Here is a 20666-nt window from a genome sequence, read left to right as displayed (position 1 = left end):
ATTAAAAGAGCTGCTCGGCAACACTCCTAATTGTTGATTGTCTCTTCTTATCATTTCTTTTTGTTCCCTTGTTTAAAGTCGACCACTGTGAATATCGTCTTGCTACCTTAAGAGATTTAGGTAACTGTCCTTTTTCCCATTCGCTCTGGTCTAATTTAGACAACATAATCGGCGATAAATTCGCATGGCTTCGATGATTTAGGCTTTCTTTCAGTCGTATAAGACGTAAAGAAAGAAAACAAATAATCACATCATCGACGCTTAATTTACTATATCCAGAAAGCTGATAGCGCATTCTGGCACCATAATGTTTAGCTGTTTGCATCAAACTACCAACCGCCCCGCCAATTAAAGCAGCAGAGCCAAAGGTAATACCACCTGTTGCCAAATCAATACTGGCGCCGATAGTAGCACCTGATACAAAACCTTTAGTCAAATGCATACCGACAGTTTTTAAAGCATCAACATTAAAAAGATCGGCTTTGTAACGACCTTTGATTAAAGGTAAATTCTCTTCACTCTCTTGCGATGAATCGAATTGATACAGCTTTAACAATTGGTTGATTGCTGTTTGCTCTCGTTGTCTAACCTTATTTTGCATATCGGTAATGGCTTGTTTATCATCAACTTTAGCCATTTCATAAAAAGCTGTCACATCAACTAAGGCTTCAGCAATAATCCGATTAGCGGTTTGATTACGAGATTGACGCATTTGAGCAATCTTAGCTAACCAATGGTTTAAAATCTCTTTTGCTGGTTCAACCAAAAGTGCTAAACTTTGGTATAAACGCTCCTCACCATCGAGTGGTGGGAAAATAGCATCAAAGCGTATGATAGCATGAATCCCTATTCGAGAGAGCAATCTTTTCCAATCCTTTTCATTTTGTTTTTCTTCGGCAGTAAAGTTAAGCACTGCTAAAATAGGTTTATCGCTATTGGCTAAAATTGCCAGCTCGTCATGATACTTGTCTAATATAGGCTCACGCACGTCTATCACGTAAATCGCCGCATCGCTATTTAACACTTGTCGAATCACTTTAGCTTCTTGATTAAAGAGATTTTCTGCCTCCGGGCTTTGTAAAAAAAACGTTAATTTGTCGACGCCGTCAAGCTTAGCATTAGCCGGCACTATCTGATTAATATATTCATAAAGTGCCAAACTATCTTCTAAACCGGGTGTATCATAAAAAATAATAGATTGATCGTGCGCTAAAGGTAATTTAATTGATTCTACATGTCGGGTTGTACCGGGTTTATCGGAAACATCGCCAAAATGACTGTTGCGACTTAATGCCCGTAATAGTGACGTTTTGCCAACGTTTGCATGCCCCACCACGGCTAATTTTAAAGTTGTCAGCATATTATCAATCCTCAGTTAACCAGACAGGATCCGCCTGCATCAAAGAAAGTGACTGCCAATTATGATACTGCTTACCTTGATTAATAAACCAAATTCGACACTGCTGTGACTTATTCATCAATTGATTAATAAAGTTTAATAAACCTCTATCGGGCGATCGGTCAGTATCAATGGCTATTAACAATTTTTTAGCCGGTGATAACTGAAGGTAATCTAACATTTGCGTGCGACTATCACGGGTATTAAGAAAACCTGAAAAGTGTACATTTTCCGGCGGATGCCAATTGTCTTGAATATCTACTGCAACTAAAAATGCACCATTGCCTTGTTCTATTTGCTTACTTGCCAAGCGCCATTGACTATGCCCTTTTTGGTCTTCATCCTCAATCTGGGTATCTAAAGGTTGCAGTTGATTGGCAAGGATTTGGTAATCGGGATCATCCATATCGAGCTCAATTTTACGGCGACTTATTAGCCAGTTAATACCACAAAAAACCATACACAAAAAGCGAACAGCTAACCCATAAACAATAAATACCCCTAACAGCCAAACAGCCCATGCGGAACGAATTTCACCGGCACTTAAAGCGTGTTCACTCATTTTAATCACATCAGCATTTGGAATATCAAATCCGAGTAATGACGGTAAGAAGCCTAAATAATGAGTTAAATGGATAATGGTATTTGAACTTAATAAGGTCGTTTTCCACTCAAAACTATAATGCTGGGTTGAAAACAGCACTAAAAGCAGCAATAAAGCACTGGTTAAAATCACCGTCCAAAACAAGTTGAGAACAAAACCGATAAGCCAACGAATGCGAGCACCAAATAGCTTAACAAATGCGGGAATAAGCTGTTCAACGGTCTTTTTTTGATAAAGCTTTTTGGCTAACCATAACCAACAGTGAATTAATAAACTGCCACCAAAATTTGAAAGGAAAAAAAACGAGCAAAGCCAAATAAACAGAGTAATAAAGTGCACACCCAACAAACTAAATAGCGCCCAGTACAGATTGACAGGATTTTGACTTAATGCACTAAAAGCAAGCGATGCGCCTAGAAAAACCGAAACAATTAATAACAAAAAAAAGGAAATTTTAGCCGAACGTAATAGCCGTTTTACAATGGTATATAAGCCATTTTGCTTAGCTAACATTTCTGCACGCATCACAATACGATCAATCGGCGAAGTTTGTAGCGTTCTCACTTGACGATTAATATCTTGGTCAGCAAATCGCCCGGATTCGCTTTCAATTAAATGAATGGTTTCGGTCAGCCATAATGACTCAAGTTTATCTCGCATTATATTTGATCTTCACGTTTAATGAATCGATAAAAGAAACGCGACATAAGTCGCGTTCGAGAGTAAGTCACAACAACTATTGTGTTATTTCGCCAATTTTACTTAACAGAGTTTGAATACGTTGTTGCCACACTTGTTGATCTTGCTTAAGTTTTTCGTTTTCAGCGCGTAAGGTTTTAATCTCATCAGAACTATCATTGATCAGTTGCTCCAACTCTTGATTACCTTGCTTTAACGTCGCAATTTCATGTTGTAATGTATTGATAGTATTAACGGTATGTTGGACTTTACTTTCCAATTGATTCAATATTTCTAATGACATATTTTTCCTCAAACTCAATTTATTTGGTATATAATAGGTAGTATTATAACGAATTCATTCTGAAATCAACACCTTTTTAAAATATAAGTTGGAGAAAATTATGCGAAAACCACTCGTTATGGGTAACTGGAAACTCAATGGTAGTATCGAAATGGCTAAAAGCTTAGTAGAAGGACTAAGAAACGAGCTATCGACTGATGTCGATTGTGATGTTGCAATTGCCCCACCGGTTGTCTATTTAGACTTTGTTAAACACCAATTAGGTGGATCGAATATTATTTTAGGTGCGCAAGATGTCGGTATTCATCTTTCCGGCGCTTACACTGGTGAAGTATCTGCGACCATGTTAAAAGAAGTTGGCGTTACGCATGTGATTATTGGTCACTCTGAGCGTCGTACTTATCACAAAGAATCAGACGAATTTATCGCACAAAAATTTGGCGTGTTGAAAGAAGCCGGTTTAGTGCCTGTACTTTGTATCGGTGAAACTGAAGCAGAAAACGAAGCGGGTCAAACTCAAGCAGTTTGTGCACGTCAAATTGATGCCGTGATTAACGCATTAGGCGTTCAAGCGTTCAATGGTGCAGTTATTGCTTACGAACCGGTTTGGGCAATTGGTACTGGCAAATCAGCCACTCCTGCGCAAGCACAAGCTGTACATAAATTCATTCGTGATCATATTGCTAAACAAGATGCCAAAGTCGCTGAGCAAGTGATTATTCAATATGGTGGCTCAGTCAACGATAAAAATGCAGCAGAACTGTTTACTCAACCAGACATCGACGGTGCGTTAGTTGGTGGAGCATCATTAAAAGCCGATGCTTTTGCAGTGATTGTTAAGGCCGCTGAACAAGCTAAAAAGTAGTCAATAAAGTTTTATCTGCAAATTTTTATCGATAAAACGATATTTAAAAAAAAAGACACTTAAATTGTGTCTTTTTTTATTTAAATCAAAAAAATTATTTTTTTCTTTTGTTTTCATATCTTGTTGGCCAAATTTTCTCAACTGGCACTTGTAAATAATCCGCAATAATCCGTTCATACTTAGGGCAATGGCGGTATAACGCATTTCTTAATGTATCGGCTTGTAAACCACTTGAACGTGATAAAGCTCTTAAATTTCCACCTCTAATTTTGATTTCACCAACGACTCTTGATGGTGACCAGTCTTGATCTTGTTCTCTCATTATGAGATCCTCTATTGGTTAATTTTTTTGCTATTGTAGAGATTATCGGTATTACAATATCAAATTGTTAATAAGTTACCAACAAAGAATAACACATAAAAAAACGAATTAAAACAATAAAAATAAAAAAAGCAACAGAAAACGGAATGAAAAACAATGGAAAACAAATTAAAAACACAAGACGAACAGGAAAAAACACGAGCTCTAACTAATACAGGAGTAATTAACTTTAAAAATAGATTAATGCTTGTTTTAGAAGGTTTATCCGGCAACGCTTTCGCTAAAAAAGTCGGCATGTCAGAAGCAGTAATAAGAGATTATTTATGCGGAAAAACATATCCCTCTTTAAATCGATTAGCAATCATTGCTGTGAAATGTGATGTTCCTATAGAATGGTTAGCCACCGGTAAAGGCGAATGTCGCTTAGTGCCAGAAAGTAAAGGTCGTAACTCAGTTCATATACCTCTGCACCACTTAAATGAAAGTAGTAGCGCTTTCTCACATATCGAATCAATCCCATTTGATATAAGCTTAATTAAGCGACAAGGATGTAATATAGAAGACCTTACCGCCGTTTGGGCGAAAGGCGATAGTATGGAGCCAACGATATCTAATCATGATATTTTGATTGTTAATCAAGCAAACTGTAAACCAATTGACGGTTATCTTTATGCGATACAGTATGAAGATCAGATTAGTATCAAACGAATTCAAAATCATGGTTCGAATTTAGTATTTATACATGATAATCCTAAATATCCAACGATTGTTGGTAATAAATATAAATCGAAAGAGTATGAAATTGTTGGTCATGTCGTGTACTTGTTAAAAGATTTAATTTAGTACAAAACGCATTAACACAAACCAACAATTTGATTGATAAAATACATGGCAATTGTTGGTTTGACTGATTTTCGTTTTTTTATGCGAACTCTAACGATTGAAATTTGGCTAAGATTGCGCTGATTTATCAAAGGTTTGAGTATAAAAATTTGACACTGGATAAACCACTACCAGCATAACTTTATACTTTTTACCGTAATTATGATAAAATTTAGCAAAATTTTTTGCCTATTAATTTTGTTATTATGTCTAATATAAATTCTCGAAAAAAAGTCGTGGTCGGCATGTCTGGTGGCGTCGATTCATCGGTCTCAGCATATCTATTACAACAACAGGGATATGATGTTGTTGGATTATTTATGAAAAACTGGGAAGAAGACGACACGGAAGAATATTGCTCAGCAGCGGTTGATTTAGCCGATGCTCAAGCTGTTTGCGATAAATTGAACATAAAATTACACACTATCAACTTTGCTGCCGAGTATTGGGATAATGTGTTTGAACATTTTTTATCAGAATATAAAGCGGGTCGAACACCAAACCCCGACATTTTGTGTAACAAAGAGATTAAATTTAAAGCCTTTCTGGAATATGCGGCCGAAGATCTTGGCGCCGATTATATTGCAACCGGGCACTATGTTCGCAAACGGGAAAACGGTGATCAAGTTCAATTGTTACGAGGAATCGACAACAACAAAGATCAAAGTTATTTTTTATATACACTTAGTAAAGATCAAGTTCGTCAAAGTTTATTCCCGGTAGGAGAACTGGAAAAACCGCAAGTGCGAGAAATCGCTAAGCAGTTAGGATTAGCAACAGCAGCAAAAAAAGATTCTACCGGTATCTGTTTTATTGGTGAGCGAAAATTTAGTGACTTTTTAGCACGCTATTTACCGGCTCAATCAGGCGTTATTCGCACCGTTGACGGCGAAGTGATTGGTAAGCATCAAGGGCTTATGTATCACACCTTAGGACAACGAAAAGGGCTGGGTATCGGTGGGCTAAAACAAGCCGATGATACTCCATGGTATGTGGTCGATAAAGATATCGAAAATAACGAACTTATCGTTGCGCAAGGTCACAATCACCCTGCTCTATTTTCCGACGGCTTGATAGCTCAGCAATTACATTGGGTTGATCGACAAGTGGTTACCCAACCGTTTCGTTGCACCGTAAAAACACGTTACCGCCAGCAAGATATTGCTTGTCAAGTCACCCCATTAGGCGAAGACACTATAGAAGTGTTATTTGATCAACCAGTTGCAGCGGTCACACCCGGACAATCAGCGGTGTTTTATCAAGGAGAAGTCTGCCTTGGCGGTGGCATTATCGAGCAAAGAATAGTCAGTAGTAAGGAGTGTTAGTGTGAATAACAAGTATCATCATATCGCAATGGCTTTAGCCGGGGTTACCCAAAGTGCAATTTTAATTCCACAATTAGCTAATACAGGTATTTGTAGTAATGAACTTTATCAACGATCAATTAAAAGCATATTTAATACTTCGCCTTTAACCACCGATGATGTTTATGATGGTATAAAAAACATTCGAACAGGTTTACACACTCTGGTACAACTTCTGACGTCCGGACAAAAAGAGCAAGTAGAAATTATTCGTTATCTATTTGGCTCGTTGAGTGTAACCAATAAATTATTAAAAAATAGTGAAGCGCTAAATAAAATTGATCAGCGTTTAACACGCATTTCAGGGCTTTACCAAAACAATATGAACTTTGAAACCATTGAAAGCCATATTGATGATTTGTCTTACTCATTAGCCGGAATCTATTCAGACATTATCAGCCCTTTATCAACCAAAATAAAAGTAGTCGGTAAAGCTGAATTTTTACAAAATTCACTGGTTCAGGCTAAAGTAAGAACTTCACTGCTAGGCTGCGTGCGTTCAGCTATTTTATGGTATCAAGTTGGTGGCAGTCGTCTGCAAATTCTTTTTTGTCGAAAACGAATTTGTGTTGCGGCTCAGGAATTATTACAACAGATTAATCAAAACGATTAATTATCTAAATTTTATAAATCATATTTTAAAAATCGTAACGGAGTTAAACCGATGGAATTATCTGCACTTACTGCCCTTTCACCGATAGACGGGCGATATGGTGATAAAACAACCGAATTACGCACCATTTTTAGTGAATACGGATTATTAAAGTACCGTGTACAAGTCGAAGTTCGTTGGTTACAAATGTTAGCCTCACAAGCAGATATCGCCGAGGTTCCGGCCTTAAGTCAACTAGCCATGACGCATCTAAATCAAATTGTTGAACAGTTCAATTTACAAGATGCGCAGCGAATTAAAGAAATTGAAAAAACCACCAATCACGATGTAAAAGCCGTTGAGTATTTCTTAAAAGAAAAAGTCATGACCAATGAAGAGCTACATGCCATTAATGAGTTTATCCATTTTGCTTGTACCTCAGAAGATATTAATAACTTATCTTATGCATTGATGCTAAAAACAGCCAGAGAAACAGTATTAATCCCCTATTGGAAAAAACTGATTGATAGCATAACCGCACAAGCGAAAGCTTACCGTGATTTACCCCTACTATCACGCACTCACGGTCAACCGGCCACCCCGTCAACAATTGGCAAAGAGTTTGCCAATGTAGCGTACCGTTTGCAACGCCAACTAAAACAACTTGAATTAGTTGATATTCTGGGCAAAATAAACGGCGCAACCGGTAACTACAATGCGCACATGGTTGCTTATCCGCAAGTTAATTGGCATCAATTAAGTGAATCATTTGTCAACTCTTTAGGATTAAAGTGGAATCCTTACACCACCCAAATCGAACCGCATGATTATATCGCGGAGTTTTTTGATTGTGTTGCTCGCTTTAATACGATTTTAATTGACTTCGATCGGGATGTTTGGGGTTATATCTCACTCAACCATTTTAAACAAAAAACCGTAGCCGGCGAAATTGGCTCTTCTACCATGCCTCATAAAGTGAATCCGATTGATTTTGAAAACTCAGAAGGTAATTTAGGTATTGCTAATGCAATAATGAGCCATTTAGGAAGCAAATTACCGATCTCTCGTTGGCAACGAGATTTGACCGATTCAACCGTATTACGTAACTTAGGCGTGGGCATTGGCTATGCCATTATTGCTTATCAATCGACCTTAAAAGGCTTAAATAAGCTTGAAGTCAATCACGAGTTTCTGCTTGAAGAACTCAATCGTAACTGGGAAGTATTAGCTGAGCCGATTCAAACTGTTATGCGCCGTTATGGTATCGAAAAACCTTACGAAAAATTAAAAGAGCTCACTCGAGGTAAACGAGTTGATGCGCAAGGCATGCAACAATTTATCGAATCGTTAGATATACCGGAAGCAGAAAAAGCCCGTCTTAAGCAGTTAACACCGGCTAACTATATTGGTTATGCCGTTAATTTTGTTGATAACTTATCATAACCATTCCCGGGCGCTAGCGGGAAACAATATCGCCTGCTAGCGTCATCATGACCAATAAAAAAATAATCAAATTAGAAAATAGCAGGCTAATTTGTAAGAAATGACAATAACATTATCGATAAAATAGGGAAATCAATTGAAAATTCGTATTGCAACCCGTAAAAGCCCATTAGCGCTATGGCAAGCCAATTTTGTTAAACAACAACTTGAAACATTTCACCCCGCTTTGGTTGTCGAATTGGTACCAATGGTCACTCAAGGTGATGTATTGTTAGAAAGCCCACTGTCAAAAATTGGCGGTAAAGGGCTATTTGTGAAACAACTTGAACAAGCCATTATGAATGGCCAAGCAGATATTGCCGTGCATTCAATCAAAGATATTCCGGCTGTATTTCCGCAGGGTTTAACCCTATCGACTGTTTGTCAACGTGATGAGATGCGCGATGCTTTGATTTCTAACCAGTATCAACATCTTGATGAACTCCCTCATGGCGCAGTTGTAGGCACCTCTAGCTTACGTCGCCAATGTCAATTGCGGGCGAAATATCCGCATTTACAAATTAAAGATCTGCGAGGCAATGTCGGTACACGATTAACTAAATTGGATAATCAAGAGTATGATGCCATTATTTTAGCGGCAGTCGGGTTGAAACGGTTAGGATTGCAAAATCGAATCAAACAATATATTGATACCGATCTTATCTTACCGGCAGTTGGGCAAGGAGCAATTGGTATTGAGAGCCGAGCCGATGATAAAACGTTATCCGAACTGCTGGCGCCACTGGAGGATAAAAATAGCCGAATTTGTATTGAGGCAGAACGAGCCATGAATCTTGCACTTCAAGGTGGTTGCCAAGTGCCGATTGCCTGTTTGAGCCAATTAGAGAATGATAGTTTAACCCTCCGTGGTCTGGTAGGCCGAATAGACGGCAGCGAAATGATCAAAGCCGAAATTACCGGTCATTCCAGCCAAGCTGAAGCATTAGGACGCCAATTAGCTGATAACTTATTAGCGCAAGGTGCTAAAGCAATATTAGCGGAATTAAATGGCGGATGATTTACATCACCAGACCTTCACCTGAAGGCGAGTTGTTAACAAGGCAACTTCACCAAGCCAATTTAGCGGCAACACATCTACCTTTTTTTGCTATTTCAGCCGGTCAAGATTTAGATAAATTACCGGCTCAACTTGCGCAATTAGACAGCTCAGCCATAGTAATTGTGGTATCACCGCAAGTTAGCCATATCCTTAAACAGCAAGCGGTGTCGATTAACTTTCCTAAGCAGATTAACTATTATGCTGTCGGCAAAAGATCGGCGACTTTATTTCGTCAATTAAGCCAAACAACTGTCCACTACCCAACTTGCGAAAACAGCGAAGGACTTTTAGCTTTACTTGAAAAACAACCATTAGCGGGTCGCAAAGCATTGATACTTTGTGGTAATGGCGGGCGGGAATTATTAGCCCAACAGCTATGCAAACACAACATGGACGTTATACGTTTAGCATGTTATCATCGACAAGTAATTCACTACCCGGCAACTATTTTAGCAACAGATATCAGCCAACAACTTATCGTCATTACCAGTATTGAACATTTGATGCAACTGGAAAGATATTGCCAAACAGCGCATAAAAATCACGCTCAATTAATTGTAAGCAGTGAGCGAATTTATCATCGAGCCAAACAACTAAAATGGCAAAAAGTTTTGCCTATTGACTGCGCAAATAATCAAATTTTGTTTAAAACAGTATTAACTCTATGCCATAATGTCATAAATGAAACTAAAAATGTTAAATGAGGTAAGTTATGCCATTGAGACATTACAGCGCTAATGCAACACTTTCCAATATTAGTACAACTTCATTTAACCAACCGCCCAAAATGTCTAACAACAAAGCGAAACCGACTATGAAAGAGAATAAAAAAAATCCTGTAGATGATACGCAACCCAACGCTAAAATGGAACAAACCACTTCAGCATCAGCGCAAAGCAATAAAGCTAAAGTGCCTGTATCAAAACTCTCTTTAGTAGCTATTGCGTTAACTGTCTGCCTTGCCGGTGCTATGGGTTATTACGGATATGATCAGTTAAAAGAACAGAAAAAAACGATTTCAGCACTTAAAGCCCAATTAGCTAACTATAAACAAAACACCAAAGAGAGTATTTTAAATGATTTGCAAAATACCCTAACCACAGCACAAAATACTCAGAATCAAAAAATAACCTCACTTGAACAGCGTGTTGATCGTAAACTCAACGAACAACAACAAACGCAACAATTATTGGTTAATCAAGTTAACGACTCAACCAAGTTATACGAACAAAGCTTTCATAATCTCAATGAACGATTAGCGGCAATGTCCACAACCGATCATCATGTTTGGCTGATTTCTCAAGCTAACTACCTAGTCCATTTAGCCGGTAGAAAGATATGGAATGATCAAGATTACACTTCCGCCCGATTACTGCTAAAAAGTGCCGATGAAAGCTTAGCACAAATTGACGATTCCAATTTATTGCCTGCCCGACAAGCGATCACTAATGATATAAATGCCCTCTCTCACGTCAGCTTTATTGACACTGACGGCATTATTTTAAATCTCCTGAGTTTATCTGAGTCAATTACTGATCTGCCGTTAGTGGGAAACAATACGCAGGATGATAAAGGCAAAACAGAGTCAACTCAAGAGCCGCAACAATCTGCTACTGGTGAAAATATGACAGAATTACAATCAGTTACCCAATCAGCGGATCAAACAAGCGAAGATAACCAAGTAAGCTCATCAGTAAAAGATTGGTCGAACAATTTAACCAGTAATGCCGAATCATTTATGAGTAAATTTATAACAATTGAAAAAATAGATTCAACCGAGAACAATTTTGCTACTTGTTTAGATAAAGCCGACGGCGATGAAAAAAAGATTGTAAAATGCCAAATCTTACAAACACCATTAACATTAGATCAGTCGCTTAATCTGCGTGAGAATATTCGTTTCCGATTATTAATTGCCGCCCAAGCAGTGCCAAGACATCAAGATGTTATTTATCAGCGAGCATTAAATGACACTGCGACCTGGGTCAATGCCTACTTTGACAGCAATGCATCAAGTGTTAAGGCCTTCACAGATAGCTTAACAAAATTACAAAATCAATCGATAAGTAATCAAGATGTTCCTAATCAACTGACCAGTATCAGCGAGCTGGAAAAATTAATGCAAACTCGTGTACGTGCGATGCTGAGCAAATAGGAGAATAATAATGATAAAAATATTGATTATTTTCTTAGTATTAGTCGGCGGATTTTTCCTCGGACCACTATTACAGGGACATCAAGGCTCTGCCATATTTGAAGTGGCGGGATACAAAATTAGCATGTCTTTTAATACATTTGTGATACTCGTATTATTTGCCCTGCTGATTCTCTATATATTAAATTATCTTTTTAAAAAGATCCTCAATTCAAAAACCGCATTAGGTAATTGGTTACGTTTTAAATCGCCGAAAAAATCAAGAAAGCAATTAGAACAAGCGCAGATTGCCTTACTTGAAGGGGATTATCAACAAGCCGCTAAACTCTTTACCAAAAGTGCCAAAGGCGCCAATAATAGTGCACTGTCTTATCTACTTGCAGCGCAAGCACAAATTGACAGCAATCAAATCATTTCCGCCAATCAGTTATTAGAAAAAGCCGCCAAAGTGGTTGATGATAAAGAGTTATTTGCTTTCCAATTAGTGCAAGTCAGACTACAACTTAAAAATCATGAATATGGTTCAGCCAGAGTCTTAATCGATAAACTGTTAAATGAAAAACCACGTAACAACGAAGTGTTAAGATTGGCCGATCAGCTCTATTACTCAGTTGGCGATTATCAAGCCATAATCGACTTACTACCGACTATGTATAAAACCAACGCCTATAGTGACGCTCACTTAGACCAGCTAAAACAAGCCGCTTACATTGGCCGCATTAAACAGTTGTCTAAAAATAGTGATCCACTTGCGTTAATCAAATGGTGGAAGTCACAACCAAAAGCAATCTTGAATAATGTGGCTTATCAAAAAGCGATGTCTTTCTATCTTAACGAATTAGGTCAAACAGCCGAATCAGCTAAGATGCTAAAATCGATTGAAAAGCTTGAATATAAAGAAAGAACATAAACACAAATCAGATAAACAGGGCAATAGCCCTGTTTTTTTATCTTCAATAAACGTTTAAACCATAAAATAACGAATCAGTGCCATAGCCACCACACCGCAAACCACAATGCACATTAAATTTTTAGTCACAATCGCCACAATAACTGTGGGAATTGTTGCTAAGCAGTATTCAATATTTAAATCGGGAAATTGCCCTTGTTTTGCAACAAACAGATTTTGCACAAACAGCGCTGTTAAAATACATAAAGGAACGTAGGATAAAAACCGAATAACCATATCCGGTAATTGCAATTTGCGCACCAACATAAACGGAATCACCCTCGGTAGCCAAGTAACAATGCCGCATCCTAAAATAATAAGTAAACTATAAATTGTCATGCGTTACGCTCCATTGCTATTCCCATAAAACATCCGGCAAAAGTACTGATTAAAATCGCCATTTCGGGTGACACAAAACGCATCAATAAAACTAACATCACCGCAACGGTCAACATAACAATCAGCCGATTTTTGAGGCTTTTAGTTTTATCACTGATCAACTGTAAATAGAGTAAACCAATAAACATAGCAACCAGCGCATAATCTAAACCAAATTGCATCGGATTTGGCAACCATTCACCAATTAACGCCCCAATCAGACAAGACAAAATCCAGGCAATATAAGCAGTAAGATTAAGCCCATGCATCCACGAGGCATTTATCGGCTCTTTATTACTTAATGCATTCATCGCCACTGCAAAACTCTCATCGGTCAATAACGTGCCGATTCCGATATTATTCAGTAATGAATATTGACGAAGAGCAGGCGCCGTTGCCATGCTCATTAAAAAGTGGCGAGAATTAACTAAAAAAACAGTAAAAATAATGGCAGTAATTGGCGTTGCGACCAGCATTAATCCGGCAATAATAAATTGTGCCGCGCCGGCATAAACAATTACCGCCAGTAACGTCACTTCCAGTACCGATAAATGCGACGATTTTCCGACGACACCGGCAGCAATACCAATCCCAATATAGCCTAATAGCGTTGGAATACAGGCATAAACGCCATCTTTAAATGACAATGACATAATTCTCCCTCAAATATAACATTGTTATTGTAATTGATTGTTCTTGTGATTATTGTTTTTATAATTACAGGTTTTGTAATTATTGATTTTCCATTCTGAGATTTAAACCGGGTCACTTTTTGTCAAGAAGTTTCAGAAATACCCTACGTTAAAGTAAAATTTCAGTCACCTATCAATACGATAAACAGCGATGCTTAACTATAATATGACACAATCTATGATTAAACTTTGCTATAATAGCGTTTAATCTGTCTCAATGACAATCTAAATAACTGATTATCAAAATTAAAAGTGGCAAACACCTATGTATATTGGAACCCTATTTATAATCTCTGCGCCAAGTGGTGCAGGTAAATCGAGTTTAATTCGTGCTTATTTAGCGCAAAAAAATCACTATCCGGCCAAAGTCTCTATTTCACACACCACCCGTGATCCTAGGCCTGGTGAAACGCATGGTGAACATTACTATTTTGTCGATCCTAAACATTTTCAGTCACTGATTAACGAAAATGCTTTTGTCGAATATGCCAAGGTATTTGATCACTATTACGGTACATCTAAAGCGGAAATAGAACAAAGTTTACTACAAGGCGTTAACGTTTTTTTAGATATCGATTGGCAAGGCGCTCAACAAGTCAGAGAGCAGCTACCCCAAGCAAAAAGTATCTTTATTTTGCCCCCTTCACTTAAAGAGCTTAAAAATCGCTTAATCAAACGGGGACAAGACGACGCCAGTGTCATCGATAAAAGAATGGCAAAAGCCCAAGCTGAGATATCTCACTATAATGAATATGATTATGTCATTATCAATGATGATTTTGATGTATCACTGCAAGCATTAAATGCCATTATTTCAGCATCCAGCTTAGAACAATCAAAGCAAGCTATCGTTCATAAAACATTGTTATCTGACCTGTTAGCTGAGCAAAAATAAGTAACTACTAGTCAGTCTCGTGCCGATTGCACTGCTTACACATTGTTAGATCAAATAAAAAGGGAATATCGCCGAACTTCGGCGATATCTCATCAGATAGGATTTTAGTGACCAAGCGCTTTATCGGCCTGATCATTTTGGATTAACTCTAATTTGTAACCGTCCGGGTCTTCAACAAAAGCGATAATGGTACTACCACCTTTGACTGGTCCCGCTTCACGGATTACCTTACCGCCGGCTTGCTTAACCTCTTCACACATTTTTGCCACATCATCAACGCCAATTGCGATATGCCCAAAAGCGGTACCGTGGTCATATTTATCTGTTCCCCAGTTATAGGTTAATTCAATCACCGAACTAGTTGATTCATCACCATAACCTAAAAAAGCTAACGAGTATTGATACTGGGTATTTTCGCTCGTTCTTAACACCCGCATTCCCATTACACGAGTATAAAAATCAATTGAACGTTGTAAATCCCCTACTCGAATCATTGTATGTAATATACGCATTGCTTAATGTTCCTTGTTTGCTTATTTTACTTTTTTATTGAGTTTATACTTAAGCTTATAGGCAGGCAAATTTTTTTCAGAAAATTGCCTTTAAATTAAGCCTAACTGAGTGAATATTGAAGGTGTTTCAATGCCAGAGTAAAACGGCTTATGCAGCTTTAAAGAGCTTGAACGGTCAAATGAGCAGTTGGCATAGTTTCTAAACAGCTTATGCAGCCGTGAAGCCGAATCTCTTCAAGCACATCGTAGGACAAATTTTCTAAACGGCTTATGCAGCCGTGAAGTTTTAATGAGGAAACAATATTGACTTATCAGCTTTCTAAACGGCTTATGCAGCCGTGAAGTGCCGAAAAGTCTCGTCGTACGGGGCTTACGTGTTTCTAAACGGCTTATGCAGCCGTGAAGTATGTTTTCGACCGGCAAATTGAGGTATAGACTTTCTAAACGGCTTATGCAGCCGTGAAGTAGAATCTTATATACTATAAACATCGTTTATAAAAACACAAAGGACAATTTTAGGTTTAAAAACCCTTTTTTCTACCACTTTTACAATATATTGATTTTTAATGGTTTTATTTTTAGCTAAAAAAAAGGGTTTAAAAAGTTAGTATTTTAAACTCCACTACTTTTTTTAAACGGCTTACTATTACCTTTCGCAAAAACAAACAAGTGCACCAGATCGCACCTTCACAAAGCGCCGACAACTGAGCGAGGTTAGTACGCCAAACAAGGATGTTTGGCGAGGCGCTGCTTTGTCCGGAACAAATCAGCGCCGGTGCGTTAAGACCGAACGAAGGCGGAGGGCAGTCGAAGACCGCTTTGGGTGGTGCTGCGAGGGGGTTATTAGGGGGATTTCGCACTAAATCCCCCTAATTCGGACGCAGACATCGAAATGAAAATATCGACTAATTACCAGCGTCCGAAACCTACAGACTAAAAACCCGCAACTTTTAGAAAAATAAAAACTTTGTCAAAAACTTTCAGAAAATATAGGTGTTTAAGCAAAAACACAAAGCATTGATAAGAACTTTCAGAAAACACCGATGTTTTCGTATAAAAACAAAAAGTTTTAGATATTTCAAAAATATCCTAAACCCCTTATTAAGCCTTAAAGTGCTCTATCTTACGGCAGAAACATACGACTTTTTTTCTAAACAGCTTATGCAGCCGTGAAGTAGATGTGAAGATCTTCGCCCCGATGTTAATTTTTCTAAACGGCTTATGCAGCCGTGAAGAATTATCACTGACAATAAAAATTAAAAATACTTTTCTAAACGGCTTATGCAGCCGTGAAGTAGAATCCCACATACTATAAACACCGTTTATAAAAACACAAAGGGCAATTTTAGGTTTAAAAACCCTTTTTTTTAACGCTTTTTCAATATATTGATTTTTAATGGTTTTATTTTTAGCTTAAAAAAAGGGTTAAAAAATTTTTATTTTAAACTCCACTACTATTTCTAAACGACTTACCATTAACTTTCTGAAAAAACAAACAAGTGCCCCAGACCGCACCTTCACAAAGCGCCGACAACTGAGCGAGGTTAGCACGCCAAACAAGGATGTTTGGCGAGGCGCTGCTTTGTCCGGAACAAATCAGCGCCGATCCGTTAAGACCGAACGAAGGCGGAGGGCAGTCGAAGACCGCTTTGGGTGGTGCTGCGAGGGGGTTATTAGGGGGATTTCGCACAAAATCCCCCTAATTCGGACGCTGACACAGTATTGAAAATATCAACCAATTAACAGCGTCCGAAACCTACGGATTAAAAACCTGCAACTCTCAATTAAAGTATAAAACCTTGTAAAGAAGTTTCAGAAAATATAGGTGTTTAAGCAAAAACACAAAGCATTGACGAGAACTTTCAGAAAACACCCATGTTTTCGTATAAAAACAAAAGTTTTAGATATTTCAAAAATATCCTAAACCCCTTATGCAGCCATAAAAGGCTCTATCTTACGACAGATACATACAATTTTTTTCTAAGCGGCTTATGCAGCCGTGAAGGAATATTTTACAGCTGATTGAGCCAGCTTTAGTTTTCTAAACGGCTTATGTAGCTGTAAAGAAAACAGAATTAAATTGATTAAATTTAGGGCTTTTCTAAAAAGCTTATGCTGCTGTAAAGGATAATTCCACTCCAGCGCATCAACGGATAGTGTCTAAACGGCTTTGTAAGCCTTGCGGTGATTATATAGGATAGCGTGTGACTGAGAAGCTTTCGCTCGAGGATAAAAGAGCGAAAGCTATTTTACATGATGTTTAAAAATAGATTAATCGTAACGCGGAGAGGCGCTAATACGTTTACCGTTAGTAACTAAACGGACAGGTTGCCCGACGTAGAAATTTTTAACCGAGCCTTTTTGTATAATAACAATATTGGAATCACTATTTTTAGGTCTAATCTCTAATTCAACTGCATTTGCTTGATTTGCTTTATTTTCAATGGCATTACCCACTACCGCACCGCCGATAGCACCGGTTGCTGTTGCTAAAACACGACCTGTACCACCACCAACAGTATTACCTAAAACACCACCAAGCACAGCACCACCAAGCGCACCGATTACATTTTGATTGTTACCGTTTGAATTTGCTTGAATTTTAACCGCTCTTACCGAAACAACTGTACCATAACTGACATGTTGAACTTGTTTGGCTTGATCTGCTGTGTAAACATCGCCAGAATAGATATCACTATTGCTACATCCTGTAATTATTGTAGCTAAAATAGTTAGCGCGATGATCTTTTTCATATTGAATTCCTCATATAGATTGAGATTATTTTTTTATAACATCATAAGGATAATATTGTTTTATCAAAACAACAACATGATTTTCATTATTTTAGCATTCGACAATACAATTTATGGCTAACTTGAGTTATACTCGTTTAATAGTTTATCTACCATACAATAAGTATATGAAACGGTTATTTTTTCAAATAGTATTATCGGTTATGATAACCGCCTGTCACGAAGTTAATGAAAAGCAGACAAATAAAGAGGCAACAATTGCTGAGCCACCCAGCTCAGATTGTTTAAATGATAAACCAGCAAACCATTTAGATCTGAACAACCTTCCAGTAGAAAGTTGTCCGGTTAACTAATTTAATAGGCATATGTAACTAATGAAGACTATCGAAATCGACGAAGAACTATACCAATTTATTGCAGGTCAAACTAAACATATTGGCGAAGATGCATCGAGTATTTTACGGCGTTTATTGAATATCAATCAAACCTCACCGGCTAAACAAAATCAACTATCGAATTCAGATAATCACTATCCTATATTCAATAATTTATTGACTAGTGAAACGTTTACCAACGAAAAATCAATTATTAGTCGCTTTTTATTATTATTAGGTGCGCTTTATAACTACAATCCCGCGCTCTTTGCGATTGCGGCAACCTCTTTACACGGCAGCAAAAGACAATATTTGGCTAAAGACAAAGAGTCATTAGAAACATCGGGAAAAAACACCAAACCACGAGAAATCGTCGGTACTCCTTATTGGGTTATCAGTAATACCAATACGGCTAGAAAAATTTATATTATTGAATCAATCATGAGTGATATGGGCATATCAGAAAACATGATTAATCAAGTTATTAATGTTTTTTTACCCTAAAATGAAAGGCTAAAAGCACTCTATCGAGTCGTTCACTGTTTGACAGGTTTAGCAAAATATAAAAATACTATATATGAAAAAGGAGTATAAAATGGCAAAGCAAAGCCGCGCGGGATTACTAGCTGAAGCTTCTGACCTTATTAATGTTGAAACTTTAAAAAATAACTATTATCAGATCAAACCAGATACGGATGATGCTAGCCAATTAGTTATTTTTGGAACATCTGGTCATCGTGGTAGTTCTAATAAAGGGACGTTTAACGAAGCCCACATTTTAGCCGTTGCCCAAGCGATAGCCGAATATCGCAAAGCCAATAATATCACGGGGCCTTGCTTTATTGGTCAAGATAGCCATGCTTTGTCTGAACTTGCTTTAAAAAGTGTACTTGAAGTATTTGTTGCCAACGAACAAACAGTGGTTATGGCTCGTGATTGGGGTTATACGCCAACGCCGGTTATTTCACACGCAATTTTAACTTACAATCAAGGCCGAACAGCGAAACTTGCTGACGGTATTGTCATTACGCCTTCCCACAATCCACCGGAAGACGGCGGAATAAAATATAATCCAACCAATGGTGGACCAGCCGATACCGATATCACCAAACAGATCGAAAATCGAGCGAATGAATTACTCAAAAGCCAATTAAACAGCGTTAAACGTGTCAGCTTAGAAAAGGCGCTGAATTCAGATTATATTCACACCAAAGAGTACGAGACCGATTATATTAATGATCTGGAAAATATTGTTGATATGTCATTAATTCAATCCTCTTCGCTACGTATTGGTGTTGACCCGCTAGGTGGCGCAAGCGTCACTTATTGGCCACGCATTGCTGAAAAATATGGCATCAATCTGGATATCGTTAATGATAAAGTCGATCCAACCTTTAGCTTTATGCATCTTGATCATGACGAAGTCATCAGAATGGATTGTTCAAGCCGTTGGGCAATGGCTGGCTTACTGAAGTTAAAAGATCAATTTGACCTCGCCTTTGGTAATGATACCGATTCCGATCGCCATGGCATTGTTACGCCAAAAGGCTTGATGAATCCAAATGCCTACCTTTCAGCGTGTGTGAATTATCTATTTCAAAACCGTCCGCAATGGCATAAAGATATCGCTATCGGTAAAACCTTAGTCACCAGCTCAATGATTGATCGGGTGGCAAATAGCTTACATAAAACCTATTTAGAGTATCCGGTTGGTTTTAAATGGTATGCTGACGGACTGTATAACGGTCAGTTAGGCTTCGCCGGTGAAGAGAGTGCGGGCGCATCATTTTTACGCACTAACGGTAAAGTTTGGGCGACCGATAAAGACGGTATTATTTTATGCTTACTAGCAGCAGAAATGACAGCTAAAACCGGTAAAAATCCACAAGAACAATACCAAACTCTGGAAGATAAATTTGGTGTCTCTTATTACGGTCGAATTCAAGCTCCGGCAACCTTTAGCGAAAAACAAAAGTTATCTAAACTTGATGCAAGCCAATTAACCACCGATACCTTAGCGGGTGAAAAAATCACGCAATGTTTAACAACTGCGCCAGCTAACAATGCACCGATTGGCGGACTGAAAGTGATGACAGAAAACGGCTGGTTTGCCGCTCGCCCGTCTGGCACCGAAGATGCTTATAAAATTTATGCTGAAAGCTTTATCAGTAATGAGCACTTAGCAACGTTGCAGGAAGAAGCACAGGAAATTGTCGCTAAAGCGATCAAGTAGCACCGCCTAAAGCGGTCTTAGCGACCTCCCTCCGCCTTCGTTCGGTTTTAACGCACCGGCGCTGTTTTGTTCATGACAAAGCAGCGCCTTGCTAAACATCCTTGTTTTGGTTGTGTTTTTTACTTAAACACCTATGTTTTCTGAAACTTTTTGACAAGGATTTTTACTTTCT

Annotated in this window: 23 protein-coding genes and 1 CRISPR repeat array; of the genes, 15 read left to right on the top strand and 8 right to left on the bottom strand. The window is 38.1% G+C overall.

The window, feature by feature from the left end; all coding sequences use genetic code 11:
- Nucleotide 1: 1 nt before the first annotated feature.
- The 3 genes from J3U37_RS09770 to zapB form a co-directional block, all read right to left on the bottom strand.
- A complete protein-coding gene (locus tag J3U37_RS09770) occupies nucleotides 2-1360 on the bottom strand; it encodes a DUF3482 domain-containing protein (protein WP_220217545.1) in 1359 nt (452 codons plus the stop codon).
- 4 nt (nucleotides 1361-1364) lie between these two features.
- The gene (locus J3U37_RS09765; RefSeq protein ID WP_267374639.1) at nucleotides 1365-2663 is read right to left on the bottom strand and encodes a DUF2868 domain-containing protein; all 1299 of its coding nucleotides are present in this window, start codon (nucleotides 2661-2663) and stop codon (nucleotides 1365-1367) included.
- Between the two features lie 76 nt (nucleotides 2664-2739).
- Nucleotides 2740-2985 (bottom strand): cell division protein ZapB, encoded by a 246-nt coding sequence (zapB, locus tag J3U37_RS09760; protein WP_220217547.1) that lies wholly within the window; start codon nucleotides 2983-2985, stop codon nucleotides 2740-2742.
- A gap of 100 nt (nucleotides 2986-3085) precedes the next feature.
- Between zapB and tpiA the strand changes: the two genes are divergently transcribed.
- Nucleotides 3086-3850, top strand: a complete 765-nt coding sequence (gene tpiA, locus J3U37_RS09755; RefSeq protein WP_267329069.1) for a triose-phosphate isomerase — start codon at nucleotides 3086-3088, stop codon at nucleotides 3848-3850.
- A 94-nt stretch (nucleotides 3851-3944) separates the two neighbouring features.
- Here the strand turns inward: tpiA and J3U37_RS09750 are convergent, their stop codons facing one another.
- A complete protein-coding gene (locus J3U37_RS09750) occupies nucleotides 3945-4172 on the bottom strand; it encodes a helix-turn-helix domain-containing protein (protein ID WP_220217549.1) in 228 nt (75 codons plus the stop codon).
- 156 nt (nucleotides 4173-4328) lie between these two features.
- Here J3U37_RS09750 and J3U37_RS09745 point away from each other — a divergent pair, with 156 nt between their 5' ends.
- The 8 genes from J3U37_RS09745 (at nucleotide 4329) to J3U37_RS09710 (ending at nucleotide 12617) form a co-directional block, all read left to right on the top strand.
- A complete protein-coding gene (locus J3U37_RS09745; RefSeq protein WP_220217550.1) occupies nucleotides 4329-5015 on the top strand; it encodes a LexA family transcriptional regulator in 687 nt (228 codons plus the stop codon).
- Nucleotides 5016-5260: 245 nt separating this feature from the next.
- The gene (gene mnmA / locus J3U37_RS09740) at nucleotides 5261-6379 is read left to right on the top strand and encodes a tRNA 2-thiouridine(34) synthase MnmA (protein WP_267336323.1); all 1119 of its coding nucleotides are present in this window, start codon (nucleotides 5261-5263) and stop codon (nucleotides 6377-6379) included.
- Nucleotide 6380: 1 nt separating this feature from the next.
- Nucleotides 6381-7031, top strand: a complete 651-nt coding sequence (gene hflD / locus J3U37_RS09735; RefSeq protein ID WP_267374637.1) for a high frequency lysogenization protein HflD — start codon at nucleotides 6381-6383, stop codon at nucleotides 7029-7031.
- A 51-nt stretch (nucleotides 7032-7082) separates the two neighbouring features.
- Nucleotides 7083-8453 (top strand): adenylosuccinate lyase, encoded by a 1371-nt coding sequence (gene purB / locus J3U37_RS09730; RefSeq protein ID WP_267374635.1) that lies wholly within the window; start codon nucleotides 7083-7085, stop codon nucleotides 8451-8453.
- Nucleotides 8454-8589: 136 nt separating this feature from the next.
- Nucleotides 8590-9510 (top strand): hydroxymethylbilane synthase, encoded by a 921-nt coding sequence (gene hemC / locus J3U37_RS09725; RefSeq protein ID WP_267374632.1) that lies wholly within the window; start codon nucleotides 8590-8592, stop codon nucleotides 9508-9510.
- The gene (locus J3U37_RS09720) at nucleotides 9507-10256 is read left to right on the top strand and encodes a uroporphyrinogen-III synthase (RefSeq protein ID WP_267374630.1); all 750 of its coding nucleotides are present in this window, start codon (nucleotides 9507-9509) and stop codon (nucleotides 10254-10256) included. The genes hemC and J3U37_RS09720 overlap by 4 nt, the downstream gene beginning before the upstream one ends.
- A gap of 8 nt (nucleotides 10257-10264) precedes the next feature.
- Complete coding sequence (locus tag J3U37_RS09715; RefSeq protein WP_267374628.1) at nucleotides 10265-11707, top strand: uroporphyrinogen-III C-methyltransferase; 1443 nt, start codon at nucleotides 10265-10267, stop codon at nucleotides 11705-11707.
- A gap of 10 nt (nucleotides 11708-11717) precedes the next feature.
- Nucleotides 11718-12617 (top strand): heme biosynthesis HemY N-terminal domain-containing protein, encoded by a 900-nt coding sequence (locus J3U37_RS09710; protein WP_267374626.1) that lies wholly within the window; start codon nucleotides 11718-11720, stop codon nucleotides 12615-12617.
- A gap of 54 nt (nucleotides 12618-12671) precedes the next feature.
- Here the strand turns inward: J3U37_RS09710 and J3U37_RS09705 are convergent, their stop codons facing one another.
- Both J3U37_RS09705 and J3U37_RS09700 read right to left on the bottom strand, forming a co-directional pair.
- Nucleotides 12672-12995, bottom strand: coding sequence for an AzlD domain-containing protein (locus tag J3U37_RS09705; RefSeq protein ID WP_267336318.1), 324 nt, complete (start codon nucleotides 12993-12995; stop codon nucleotides 12672-12674).
- Nucleotides 12992-13687 (bottom strand): AzlC family ABC transporter permease, encoded by a 696-nt coding sequence (locus J3U37_RS09700; RefSeq protein WP_267374624.1) that lies wholly within the window; start codon nucleotides 13685-13687, stop codon nucleotides 12992-12994. The genes J3U37_RS09705 and J3U37_RS09700 overlap by 4 nt, the downstream gene beginning before the upstream one ends.
- 304 nt (nucleotides 13688-13991) lie before the next feature.
- Between J3U37_RS09700 and gmk the strand changes: the two genes are divergently transcribed.
- The gene (gene gmk, locus J3U37_RS09695; RefSeq protein WP_267374622.1) at nucleotides 13992-14621 is read left to right on the top strand and encodes a guanylate kinase; all 630 of its coding nucleotides are present in this window, start codon (nucleotides 13992-13994) and stop codon (nucleotides 14619-14621) included.
- A gap of 104 nt (nucleotides 14622-14725) precedes the next feature.
- Here gmk and gloA read toward each other — a convergent pair whose 3' ends face one another.
- Nucleotides 14726-15133 (bottom strand): lactoylglutathione lyase, encoded by a 408-nt coding sequence (gene gloA, locus J3U37_RS09690; RefSeq protein ID WP_267374620.1) that lies wholly within the window; start codon nucleotides 15131-15133, stop codon nucleotides 14726-14728.
- 196 nt (nucleotides 15134-15329) lie between these two features.
- Nucleotides 15330-15599: a CRISPR direct-repeat array (repeat unit 29 nt; unit sequence TTTCTAAACGGCTTATGCAGCCGTGAAGT).
- 266 nt (nucleotides 15600-15865) lie between these two features.
- Here gloA and J3U37_RS09685 point away from each other — a divergent pair.
- Nucleotides 15866-16006, top strand: a complete 141-nt coding sequence (locus tag J3U37_RS09685; RefSeq protein WP_267346929.1) for a hypothetical protein — start codon at nucleotides 15866-15868, stop codon at nucleotides 16004-16006.
- A 689-nt stretch (nucleotides 16007-16695) separates the two neighbouring features.
- A complete protein-coding gene (locus tag J3U37_RS09680; protein ID WP_267374618.1) occupies nucleotides 16696-16836 on the top strand; it encodes a hypothetical protein in 141 nt (46 codons plus the stop codon).
- A gap of 568 nt (nucleotides 16837-17404) precedes the next feature.
- Here the strand turns inward: J3U37_RS09680 and J3U37_RS09675 are convergent.
- On the bottom strand, nucleotides 17405-17887 hold the full coding sequence (locus J3U37_RS09675) for a glycine zipper 2TM domain-containing protein (RefSeq protein ID WP_220217562.1): 483 nt from the start codon (nucleotides 17885-17887) through the stop codon (nucleotides 17405-17407).
- Nucleotides 17888-18054: 167 nt separating this feature from the next.
- Between J3U37_RS09675 and J3U37_RS09670 the strand changes: the two genes are divergently transcribed.
- The 3 genes from J3U37_RS09670 (at nucleotide 18055) to pgm (ending at nucleotide 20494) form a co-directional block, all read left to right on the top strand.
- On the top strand, nucleotides 18055-18240 hold the full coding sequence (locus J3U37_RS09670) for a hypothetical protein (RefSeq protein ID WP_220217563.1): 186 nt from the start codon (nucleotides 18055-18057) through the stop codon (nucleotides 18238-18240).
- A gap of 21 nt (nucleotides 18241-18261) precedes the next feature.
- Nucleotides 18262-18765, top strand: coding sequence for a hypothetical protein (locus tag J3U37_RS09665; protein ID WP_220217564.1), 504 nt, complete (start codon nucleotides 18262-18264; stop codon nucleotides 18763-18765).
- Between the two features lie 91 nt (nucleotides 18766-18856).
- Nucleotides 18857-20494: a phosphoglucomutase (alpha-D-glucose-1,6-bisphosphate-dependent) gene (gene pgm / locus J3U37_RS09660; protein ID WP_267374616.1), complete on the top strand. Its 1638-nt coding sequence runs from the start codon at nucleotides 18857-18859 to the stop codon at nucleotides 20492-20494.
- The last annotated feature ends 172 nt before the right edge of the window (nucleotides 20495-20666 follow it).

Source organism: Gilliamella sp. B3172 (assembly GCF_026536465.1).
Lineage (GTDB): Bacteria > Pseudomonadota > Gammaproteobacteria > Enterobacterales > Orbaceae > Gilliamella.
The sequence above is the reverse complement of the archived record's forward strand: the minus strand, read 5'-3'. Positions and strand labels throughout refer to the sequence as shown.